Source organism: Ensifer sp. (genome assembly GCF_035999135.1).
Classification (GTDB): domain Bacteria; phylum Pseudomonadota; class Alphaproteobacteria; order Rhizobiales; family Rhizobiaceae; genus Ensifer.
In genome coordinates this window covers 1-10,921 of sequence record NZ_DASYGZ010000048.1, presented here as the reverse complement: position 1 = coordinate 10,921, position 10,921 = coordinate 1, and the positions used below count along the sequence as shown (strand labels likewise).

Genomic DNA, 10,921 nt, shown 5'->3' with positions numbered 1-10,921 from the left:
GGACGCAGCCTTGCCTCTGGCTTGCTGACAGCCCACTATACGCCATCTTCTGCAAAACAGGGACAATGCAATGCGCTATCTGCACACGATGGTTCGCGTCAAGAATCTGGACGAGGCCTTGAAGTTCTACTGCACGGTGTTTGGGCTTACGGAAATCCGCCGCTACGAGAACGAAAAGGGCCGGTTCACGCTGGTGTTTCTGGCGGCCCCCGGCGATCTTGATCGCGCGCGCGGCGAACTGTCGCCTTGCCTCGAACTCACCTACAACTGGGATACGGAAGACTATACCGGCGGGCGCAACTTCGGTCACCTCGCCTATGAAGTCGACGATATCTACGGCTTCTGCCAGCACCTGATGGACAACGGCGTCACCATCAACCGCCCCCCGCGCGACGGCCACATGGCCTTCGTCCGTTCGCCGGACGGCATTTCGATCGAGATCTTGCAGAAGGGCGAAAACCGCCCGCCACAGGAACCCTGGGCCTCGATGGCCAATACTGGCGCATGGTAAGCCCCGCGCAATTCTGAGCGACGAGGATGGCTTCATGCGGCCGGAACTTCCCGGCTGGCATGTCCGAGCCGTCGATCTGCAGCAACCGTGAATGATCAGGGCCTGGTCGATCCGGGCCTTTGCATGCCGGAAACATGCGGGCTCAAGGTTAGCGCCGGTTTACAAATTGCGTATCGTTGAGTATTTTTTCGCGCGAAACGTTGATGCCGGGTCCTGTCCGCGATGTCTCGTGGCGACGACCCCCTTTTGTACTTGGCCTGATCTTCTCCCGTGGCGTTCACTCGAATTGCCGCGAGACTGTGCGTTTGTTTGTTCTGAGCGATGTTTCGGAGCTGAAACTTAATGCATGACCAAGGCGAAGGCTTCGCCCGTCATGCACGGAGAGCGGGGATAGGACGTTGCAACATCCGGACACGAAGGGCGCGGTGCTCGCCAGCATCGCGCGGGCGGCAGCTCTATCTGTTTCGCTGCTGGCGCTGAGCGGATGCATGTCGGCGGTCGCCGACGGCGATGCAGCCAACGCGCTTAAAGTCGAGGGCCAGGCCGCCTCCGCGCAGCCTGCGACGGCAGAAGGCACCACCCAGGACGCGCAGGCATCTGCGCTCGGCAGCGATCCACAGGCTCAACAGGCCGCCAATTCCGGCACCATGCAGGACCCGGGGCAAGCACAGCCACTCACCATGCAGAGCACTGGCCTCAACGCCGCGTCATCCAGCATTTACGGCCAGGCGCCGGTCGCGCAGACCGCGACGACCGCCCAGCCGCAAACGACGGGTACCGTACCGCAACCCGCCGGCCAGCCGGCCATGAACGCGACCACCAACAGCCTCTTTAGCGGCAAGCAGCGGCAACCCATGCCGATCATGACGCCGCAGCAGGGCGCCGAAAACACGGCAACCTCGGCTCCGGCGGATACGGCAGTCGCCGCCTATGCCCCCTCGCCTGCCCAGGATGCGGTCGTTCCCATGGCCGTTCCGGTGCCGCTTAGCGCTGAAGCCGCAGCAAGCGGCCAGACATCGTCCGAACCGCAAGCCGTCGCCAATGCCGAAAGCGCGGCGGCGGCCGACGTGATTGCAAATACTCAGCAGCCGTCAACCGAAGTCCAGCAGGGCGACGGCGACAAGGAAGCGCCGAAAACCTGGACACTGGCCGCGCTGTTTGCCGGAAAGCGCAAGGAAAAGCCGCAACAGGAGGCGCTGCGCGCAGCCCAACCGGCGGAAAAAAAGACAATCACGACCAGCAACGCGAGCCAGCCGCAAACGGCATCGCTCGCCTATACGCTTCCCGGCGTCAAACTGAATTCGCTCTACAATTACGAGCACGAAGAGCATCTCGGCGGCGAAGACGACGCACCGGTTCAGGTCGCTTCCCTGTCGGGCCTGGCGCGCCTGGCGCCAAGCGGGCTCATCATGCAGACGGAAAAGGTCGAGGCCGGCTGCTTCAAGCCCGAACTCATGCAGATGCTGAAAAAGGTGGAAACCCATTACGGCAAGCAGGTCATGGTGACCTCCGGCCTCAGACCGATCAAGGTCAACCGTGCCAAGCAGTCGCTGCACACGCGCTGCGAGGCGGCGGACATCCAGGTGGAGGGCGTCAGCAAGTGGGATCTTGCCGAGTTCCTGCGCAGTGTTCCCGGCCGCGGCGGCGTCGGCACCTATTGCCACACCGAATCCGTGCACATCGACATTGGCGCGCAGCGCGACTGGAACTGGCGCTGCCGGCGCAGCAAAGGCTGAGGTCGAGGTCAACCCCTTGATTCGACGGGTTATTCGGCAAGCTCCATCGCCGGTTTCCTGCCTCTGTGGATTTTTTACAGAAATATGAAATTGCCGCTTGCGGTTCTGAAATCGTCTGGCTATAAGGCGGCCACACAGCGAGTGCGCCCTTCGTCTATCGGTTAGGACACCAGATTTTCATTCTGGGAAGAGGGGTTCGACTCCCCTAGGGCGTGCCACTGTGTTGAACCTCACCTCCCCCAAAATCATCGGTTTTCGATAGACGGAACAGCAACTTGGCGCGTTTATCGTTCGCCTGCGCCCGATCGCGGGGAGATCGATTATTCTTGAAGTTTCCAACAGGAAAACGACAAGAAATCCGAAATCGGCGCTTGCGATCTGAAAATGCGCTGGCTATAAGGCGCCCACACAGCGCGTGCGCCCTTCGTCTATCGGTTAGGACACCAGATTTTCATTCTGGGAAGAGGGGTTCGACTCCCCTAGGGCGTGCCACTGTGTTGAACCTCCCAAAAAATCTAATCGTCTTTTGAGTAGCTGAAACAGCGATTTGCGGGCATTTCTGCATGTTCCGATCCATTTCGGTCAGCGAGCAAAATTTCTCGCGAAAATCACAAAAAATCTGCAGCTTGGCGCTTGCGATCTGAAAATGTGCTGGCTATAAGGCCCCCACACAGCGCGTGCGCCCTTCGTCTATCGGTTAGGACACCAGATTTTCATTCTGGGAAGAGGGGTTCGACTCCCCTAGGGCGTGCCACTGTGTTGAACCTCCCCCGACATCGCAGATCCTTTCGCTGGCTCCTGACGGCAGCTCGTCGATTTTATTCGTCGTTTTCGCTGAGCCGGCATAAGATGCCTGGAATGCGCGGGAAATCACCTGCGCTCAATCAGATGCCGAGGCGCCCATCGTCTAGCGGTCAGGACGCCGCCCTCTCACGGCGGCAACACGGGTTCGATTCCCGTTGGGCGTGCCACGATTCAATTAAAATAGCAGCCTATCAAAACCGTTAGCCAGCGCAGTTGGGTAGCTGTTCTCGAATTTTGACGGACCGCGTCGTGCCACATCGGGATCGATATTGAATTCTCGACTCCCTTTGATGAAAGTGAGCGACCGATTTGATGACTTGTTGTCAGGGCGCGCATAGACGCATATCTTCCCGCCATGAGCGAAGATCAAGAGCCAGGTCCCTATTTCTCGTCTTACTGTACGGTCGTAAAGCCAAGCAGCATCAGCTCACGTGAGACGCCGTGACGCGGCTCACGAGACGATCCCACACGAAAAGGGCGCGCAGCCAAGGGGTATCGTCCTCACCCGTTCCTGAACACCATTTCATCGGAAGGCCTGCATGACCAAACCAACGCTTTTCATCGGCTCATCGGTCGAAAGCTTGGACGTTGCACGCGCTGTCCAAGCGTCGCTGGACCGTGATGCATTGTCAGCAATTTGGACACAGGGCATTTTCCCGCCTTCTCATTTTCCATTAGAGGCGCTCGAATCCCACTTGGACAAGGCTGACTTCGCAGTCTTCATCTGCGCGCCCGACGACATGACGGTTATTCGAGACCAGACAGTCTCCACGGTGCGGGACAACGTCATCTTTGAACTTGGACTGTTTATCGGGCGCTTGGGTCGCAAGCGAACGTTCCTGATCAGCCCACGCGACACCACCCTTCACCTTCCTTCGGACCTAAATGGCATCTACCCAGAAACCTACGCCCCGGAGAACGTCAATCTTGAAGCAGCGCTGGGCCCCGCATGTAACAACATCCGCAATGTCATTAAGCAGATGGGATCGATTCACAGGCCTGCAAGAGACGTTCAGGAAGCGGAGGACGCTCCCAGCCAGCCCGAGAACCGCCCAAGTGAGACCCTACAGCCGTTGCCGACGTGGACCGCCCAAGATTATGAACGTGAGTATTTCCTAGCTAAAATCAAGAAGGATACTGAATCAGCGGCCGCAATTAGCGCGGCTTTTGAGGCATCATCGTTGGCGAGTTCTCCCGAAACACTCGCCGAATGGCAATCATCTAGCGAAATCACTCATATGTGGGTCGGACAACCGGGAAACCTTGCCCTTGTCAGAGCTAATGAAGCTGCTTACCCCGAAAACTCTCGGCTGAAGCGATACTTAGCGTTTGCGTTGAAACATTACGGCGATGAAGCAGGAGCCATATCGTGCCACCTTGCGAATGCACGCGCGGCAAAAGACATGAAAACGGTGAGTGATGCGATCCGCTCTGCCGTAGATCTGGGGTCTGCAGAAGCAAGACTTATGAGAGATCTGCTTCTGACGATACCGCAGACAAATCATGAAGACCGATGCGCCTTGGTGTACGCGATGAAAGCAGTCTCGCAGGCGGGTGATTTCCCAGAGATAACAAAGGCGATCTCTGAGTTATATACGAACTTACGACCTGAAGATTCGTCACATAGATTTGAGCTTGCTAGACGTTATGATGAGGATGGCAGCCTCAACTTGTCTATGTGGCATTACACTAACATACCTCGTGATGAACGTTCAGGAATGGCATGGAACAACCTCGGCGTTAGCTACGCTAAACTCGGTCTAGAGGGAATGGCCACCCGATCTTATCAACGCGCCTCAGAATTGGGTGAAACAATTTCGGAAGGCAACTTAGCATATAAGCTGATGAATGCCGGGTTTCATGATGAGGCCCAGAAGCACGCCCAAGTCGCTGTCGCCCAAAAGGGCCACCATGAGAACGTCGTAGGGGTACTTTCAGCCATAAAAGACGCTAAAAAGGCTGAAGAAGAGTCACTTAGAGCGGCGGAAATCACCGCGAAAAAACAGCACGTTATCCGGCGCGAAATAGGCGACGCAGCATTGTTAGCTTCAGGGCCAGAGCTTGAGGGCTTCTGGGAGACGCCCTTCGGGCGAATCGAATTTCAGTCTGTCGACGGGAAGTACACGGGCCAAATTGAGCTTGAAAAGCCGACTTCACAGGTCCCTTTGTTCGGCCTCACTCCTTCTCGAGGACGAGAAAGGTCACGGGTAACGGTCAGTCTCGTGAGATTCGGGAATGCCTTCGAAGGAACCCTAGTTGTAGAATACGCCAAGAACGTGAATAGCTTGCTCGGCTCTATCGATCTCAGAAGGAAGCTTCTGCTGCAAATCGACGAAACGGGCCGCTGCGTCGACGGCATTGAGATTGGGCACGAAGAGAGCGCCGTTTCATGGCGGAAGCAAACAGATCTCTTGGAAGGGCGATCGGAAATAGATGGCCAAGCGACTGGCTAAACCAATAACAAGCATCTGAAATTATTAGATTTATTCAGTCCCGCTGGGCGCGCCACTGCTCTTTTCATCTCAGTTCGCCTGCAATGGCATCTGGCAGCAAGTGCTGACGCCTCCGATGTCGACCTCCTCGTTCCCGCTGCATCTATCGGCACACTACCCTCGCTTGTCCATTCTTTCGGATTGGCTATGGTCTCCCCACCGTTGAATCGCTTGAGTTTTCATGATCGAAATTTCCAACCTGAAGACCTGCCCGCATTGGGCAGACACAATTGCCGACCGCGCCTGGAATGCGTGGTGGACGGACACTGACGTGTCCTTGGAAGAGTATCGCGCTCACCTCGATCCGATGATTGAGGGAAACGGCATCCCGTTTGCCCTCGTGGCTCACAGCCAGGGCCTTTACCTGGGGTCAGTTTTTGTCGTCGAGAGTGACCTCGACGAACGCCCGCAGTTTGCGCCATGGATTGCAGCACTTTGGGTCGAAGCGCATACACGACGACAAGCGATCGCTGCCACCCTCATGGCAGCGGCTCGACAGGAGGCTTCTGAATTGGGGCACGGGACCTGCTATCTCTGTGCCAGCCCTGAAAACTCGCCTTATTACCTTGCCCGCGGCTTCGAGCAATTCGAGAGCGATGTTTCCGGATTGAACCTCTTCGCTATCGGTTCAGCGGGCGACACCGGCCCTCGATAAGCCCGCATCTGGGCGCCGCGACTTGCGGCTAGGTACCGACGTGTTGCCTGACCATCAAAACGCCTTTGCCGCATCCGTGACACGCAGCTGCACCCGTCGCTGGCCCTGCCACAGATCGGCTGACACCGATCCCGCGACGTGGATGGACGTCCCACGGCTCGACAGCAGGAAATCACCGAGCGGTGTTTCGGTCGCCCGGAACGCAATGCCATCAAGCCGGCTGCCGTCCTGGCCTTCGAGCGTCACCTTGACGTGGTTGGCGCCAACCTGCCGGCTGTCGCGCAGCCGGTGCTGCGGGAAGGCGAAGACGGGCTGCGGATGGGCGGAACCATAGGGGCCAGCCTGTTCGAGGAGGTCGATCAGCGCGAGCGTCGCGCCGGATGCGGCGAGCGCCCCATCGACCTTGAGCGTCTGGACGGCGACGAGCTCGCGCACGGCAGTCTCGGCGCGTTCCTCGAAGAACTGCCTGAGCTTGCCGAGCTTGGCGCGCTCGACCGTGAGGCCAGCGGCCATCGCGTGACCGCCGCCCTTGACCAGCAGGCCACCGTCCACGGCGGCACGGACCATCTTTCCCATGTCGAAGCCGTTGATCGAGCGGCCGGAACCGGTGCCCCTTCCGTTCGGGTCGAAGGTGATCGCAAAGGTCGGCCGGCGGAACTTTTCCTTGATGCGGGCGGCGAGCAGCCCGACGATGCCCGGATGCCAGTTTTCGCGCGCCGTGACGATCACCGAGGCGCCCTCGCCCGTTCCGTATTCCGCCAGGACTTCAGCTTCGGCCTCGGCCAGCATCGCCGCCTCCATCGCCTGCCGGTCACGGTTGAGTTCATCGAGCTGTGCGGCGATCGTCTCGGCCACCGTCGCGTCATCCATCGCCAGCAGCCGGCTGCCGAGTGCCGCGTCGCCAATGCGGCCGCCGGCGTTGATTCTCGGGCCGACGAGAAAGCCGAGATGGTAGGGCGTGACCGGACCGCCGATCGCCGCCTTGCGCAGGAGCGCTGCCAGCCCGACATTGCCCATGTGACGCGCCGCGATCAGCCCTTTGACCACATAGGCGCGATTGAGCCCCTTCAGCGGCACGACATCGCAGACGGTCGCAAGCGCCACCAGATCGAGCTGCGCCAGCAGATCGAAGGATGAGACGCGGGCATCGCCGGCACCGCGCAGAACCCGGAGCGTGTTGACGAGAACCAGATAGACGACACCGGCGGCACAGAGATGTCCCTGCCCGGAAAGATCGTCCTCGCGGTTGGGATTGACGAGCGCATGACAGGCCGGCAGCGAGGCTCCCACCTGGTGGTGGTCGATAACGACGACATCGACACCGCGCGTCGCCGCGACCGCCAGCGAATCGTGGCTCGTCGAGCCGCAATCGACGGTGACGATCAGATCGGCGCCCCTGTCGATCAACTGCTCGATTGCCGCCGGATTCGGCCCGTAGCCCTCGAAGATCCGGTCGGGGATATAGATTTCCGCCTCGATGCCGAAATGGCGCAGGAACCGTGCCATCAGGGCCGATGAGGCCGCGCCGTCGACATCGTAGTCGCCGAAGACCACCACCTTCTCGCGCCGCTTGATGGCGTCGGCCAGCCGACCGGCCGCCTTGCGGCAATCGGTGAGCGTGTCGGGATCGGGCATCAGTGAGCGAAGCGTCGGGTCGAGAAAACGTGCGGCATCATCGAGCGCGACGCCACGACCGGCGAGCACCCGACCAAGAATATCGGAATATCCATGGATCTGACTGATCGCGAGCGCCCGGTTCTGGCCCGCCTGGTCCAATCTCGAGATCCAGCGCTGGCCGCTGACCGATTGCTCGACGCCCAGAAAGGCCCGCTGTATCGGATCCACCAATTCTTCCATGCTCGCCCATCCGCCCCGCAATTAACCGTTCTTAGCGCATAACCCTGGAAATCGTGACCGTTTTTGGGGCGGCGTGCACAGAGATCCACGTCTTGCAGGGTTTTCGCGACCGCGAATTGCTCCGGCGACGCAAAAAAGGCAAGAGCCCCGCCGGCACATAGGCGCGGCGGGGCTCAAAATGGGTCGATCGCTGTTTCGGAACCGGCCGCGCGCGGCCGTCCTCAGCTTGCCTTCGGACGCTCGATCCGGATGACCTGTGGTTCGCCGACGAGATATCCCTCGCCCTTGATCGCCTTGATCGCATCGCGCACGGAGTGTTCCGAGGTCGCGTGGGTGACCAGGATGATCGTCTGCGGCTCGCCGCTCTCCATCAGTTGCTTGGAGTGCTGCATGATCGATTCCAGCGAGATGCTGTTTTCGGCCATGCGGGTCGCGATGCTGGCAAAGACGCCGGTGCGATCGACGACCTTCAGGCGGATGAAATAGCCGCCTTCATGGCTCTGGATCTGGGCGCGCTTGTAGGGAAGCAGCGCCTTGGTCGGACGACCGAAGGCCGGGACGTGCTGGGCGCCAGGGCGGCTCTTGGCGATGTCGGCGATATCACCGAGGACGGCGGATGCCGTTGCATTGCCGCCGGCACCGGGTCCGACCATCAGCAGCTCGCCGAGAATGTCGGATTCGATCGCAACCGCGTTGGTCACGCCGTCGACCTGCGCAATCACGCTGTCATAGGGAACCATCGTCGGGTGGACGCGCTGCTCGATGCCGCTTTCGGTGCGCTGGGCAACACCCAGGAGCTTGATGCGATAGCCAAGATCGGCCGCCGCATGGATGTCGTCGATCGAAATGTTGGTGATGCCCTCGAGGTAAATGTCGTCGGCAGCGATCGCGGTGCCGAACGCAAGGCTCGTCAGGATCGAAAGCTTGTGGGCGGTGTCGTTGCCCTCGATGTCGAAGGCAGGGTCAGCCTCGGCATATCCGAGACGCTGGGCTTCCTTGAGGCAGGCTTCGAAGGAAAGCTGTTCCTTCTCCATCTTCGTCAGGATGTAGTTGCAGGTGCCGTTCATGATCCCGTAGACGCGCGAGATCGTGTTGCCGGTCATGGACTCACGCAGAGCCTTGATCACGGGGATGCCACCGGCAACGGCTGCTTCGTAGTTGAGCAGCGCGCCCTTCTCTTCGGCGATCCTGGCAAGCTCGACGCCGTGGGCTGCCAGCAGTGCCTTGTTGGCAGTCACCACATGGATACCGCGTTCAAGCGCTGCCTTGACGGCCGAAAAGGCCGGGTCGCCCGATCCGCCCATCAGCTCGACGAACACGTCGATGTCTGCGTCGCGCGCCAGAGAAACGGCATCGTCGAACCAGGCGACAGCGGAAAGATCGACGCCGCGATCGCGGTTGCGGTCGCGCGCGGTGACGGCCGTGGTCTCGATTGCCCGTCCGCACGTTGTCGCAAGCATCTCGTGACGATCCTGAAGGATCCGCACGAGCGAGGCACCGACGGTACCCAAGCCCGCAATGCCGATTTTGAGGGCATCTGCCATAGCCATTTCCTAACATGTAGAGGGCGATCCGCGAGAACCGCGGCGCCGTTGTGAAAGGAGGCGCGCGTCGAGCACGCCTCCCGACTTCTTACCTGTGCGCGTTGAGCGAGATGACGTTGTGCATCGTCTCGTCGGCGGTCGACAGGAATTTCTTGATGTTGCGCGCTGCCTGGCGGATGCGGTGCTCGTTCTCGACCAAGGCAAGACGGACATAGTCGTCACCCTGCTCGCCGAAACCGATACCCGGAGCAACCGCGACATCCGCCTTTTCGACCAGCAGCTTGGAGAACTCGAGCGAGCCCAGATGCCGGAACTTCTCGGGGATCTTCGCCCAGGCGAACATCGTCGCTGCTGGCGGCGGCACTTCGAAACCGGCCTTGCCGAAGCTGTCGACCATGACGTCGCGGCGGCGCCTGTAGATGTTGCGAACCTCGGCAATGTCGCTGCCGTCGCCGTTGAGCGCCTGGGTGGCCGCCACCTGGATCGGCGTAAACGCGCCGTAGTCGAGGTAGGACTTCACGCGGGTCAGCGCTGCGATCAGCCGCTCGTTGCCCACGGCAAAGCCCATGCGCCAGCCGGGCATCGAAAAGGTCTTCGACATCGAGGTGAACTCGACCGTGCAGTCGATTGCGCCCGGCACTTCGAGCACCGACGGCGGCGGGGCGTCGTTGAAGTAGATTTCCGAATAGGCGAGGTCCGAAAGCACGATGATGTCGTGCTTCTTTGCGAAGGCGATCACGTCCTTGTAGAAATCAAGCGTCGCGACCTGCGCCGTCGGGTTCGACGGATAGTTGAGGATCAGCGCCAGCGGCTTCGGGATCGAGTGGCGCACCGCGCGTTCCAGCGGCCCGAAGAAGGTTTCGTCCGGCTCGACCGAGATCGAGCGGATGACGCCGCCGGCCATCAGGAAGCCGAAGGCATGGATCGGATAGGTGGGGTTCGGGCACAGGATCACGTCGCCAGGTGCGGTGATCGCCTGCGCCATGTTGGCGAAGCCTTCCTTGGAGCCAAGGGTAGCGACGACCTGGGTATCCGGGTTCAACTTGACGCCGAAGCGACGGGCGTAATAGGCGGCCTGGGCACGACGCAGCCCGGGAATGCCCTTCGAAGACGAATAACGATGCGTGCGCGGGTCCTGAACGGCCTCGCAGAGCTTGTCGACAATCGACTGTGGTGTGGGAAGATCCGGATTGCCCATGCCGAGGTCGATGATGTCAGCACCGGCCGCTCGCGCGCTTGCTTTCAAACGGTTGACCTGTTCGAAAACATAGGGCGGCAAACGCCGGACTTTGTGAAACTCTTCCATCTCCAAACCTCGTTTG

Annotated in this window: 7 protein-coding genes and 4 tRNA genes; 8 read left to right on the top strand and 3 right to left on the bottom strand. The window is 60.1% G+C overall.

Annotation, left to right across the window (positions count from 1 at the left end):
- The first annotated feature begins 70 nt into the window (after window positions 1–70).
- The 8 genes from VGO12_RS05070 (at window position 71) to VGO12_RS05035 (ending at window position 6,198) form a co-directional block, all read left to right on the top strand.
- A complete protein-coding gene (locus VGO12_RS05070; protein ID WP_327511633.1) occupies window positions 71–511 on the top strand; it encodes a VOC family protein in 441 nt (146 codons plus the stop codon).
- Between the two features lie 398 nt (window positions 512–909).
- Window positions 910–2,247, top strand: coding sequence for a D-Ala-D-Ala carboxypeptidase family metallohydrolase (locus VGO12_RS05065; protein WP_327511632.1), 1,338 nt, complete (start codon window positions 910–912; stop codon window positions 2,245–2,247).
- Between the two features lie 143 nt (window positions 2,248–2,390).
- A tRNA-Glu gene (locus VGO12_RS05060) sits at window positions 2,391–2,465 on the top strand.
- A gap of 199 nt (window positions 2,466–2,664) precedes the next feature.
- Window positions 2,665–2,739 (top strand) — tRNA-Glu (locus VGO12_RS05055).
- 187 nt (window positions 2,740–2,926) lie between these two features.
- Window positions 2,927–3,001 (top strand) — tRNA-Glu (locus VGO12_RS05050).
- Window positions 3,002–3,143: 142 nt separating this feature from the next.
- Window positions 3,144–3,218: transfer RNA gene (locus VGO12_RS05045), tRNA-Glu, on the top strand.
- 372 nt (window positions 3,219–3,590) lie between these two features.
- On the top strand, window positions 3,591–5,504 hold the full coding sequence (locus tag VGO12_RS05040; RefSeq protein ID WP_327511631.1) for a nucleotide-binding protein: 1,914 nt from the start codon (window positions 3,591–3,593) through the stop codon (window positions 5,502–5,504).
- Between the two features lie 220 nt (window positions 5,505–5,724).
- Window positions 5,725–6,198 carry a GNAT family N-acetyltransferase gene (locus VGO12_RS05035; RefSeq protein WP_327511630.1) on the top strand — a complete coding sequence of 158 codons (474 nt, stop codon included), beginning with the start codon at window positions 5,725–5,727 and terminating at the stop codon, window positions 6,196–6,198.
- A gap of 54 nt (window positions 6,199–6,252) precedes the next feature.
- Here VGO12_RS05035 and recJ read toward each other — a convergent pair whose 3' ends face one another.
- The 3 genes from recJ to VGO12_RS05020 all read right to left on the bottom strand — a co-directional run bounded on the left by recJ (window position 6,253) and on the right by VGO12_RS05020 (window position 10,905).
- The gene (gene recJ, locus VGO12_RS05030; RefSeq protein ID WP_327511629.1) at window positions 6,253–8,055 is read right to left on the bottom strand and encodes a single-stranded-DNA-specific exonuclease RecJ; all 1,803 of its coding nucleotides are present in this window, start codon (window positions 8,053–8,055) and stop codon (window positions 6,253–6,255) included.
- Between the two features lie 221 nt (window positions 8,056–8,276).
- Window positions 8,277–9,599 (bottom strand): homoserine dehydrogenase, encoded by a 1,323-nt coding sequence (locus VGO12_RS05025; protein WP_327511628.1) that lies wholly within the window; start codon window positions 9,597–9,599, stop codon window positions 8,277–8,279.
- A gap of 88 nt (window positions 9,600–9,687) precedes the next feature.
- The gene (locus tag VGO12_RS05020; RefSeq protein ID WP_327511627.1) at window positions 9,688–10,905 is read right to left on the bottom strand and encodes an LL-diaminopimelate aminotransferase; all 1,218 of its coding nucleotides are present in this window, start codon (window positions 10,903–10,905) and stop codon (window positions 9,688–9,690) included.
- Window positions 10,906–10,921 lie beyond the last annotated feature (16 nt).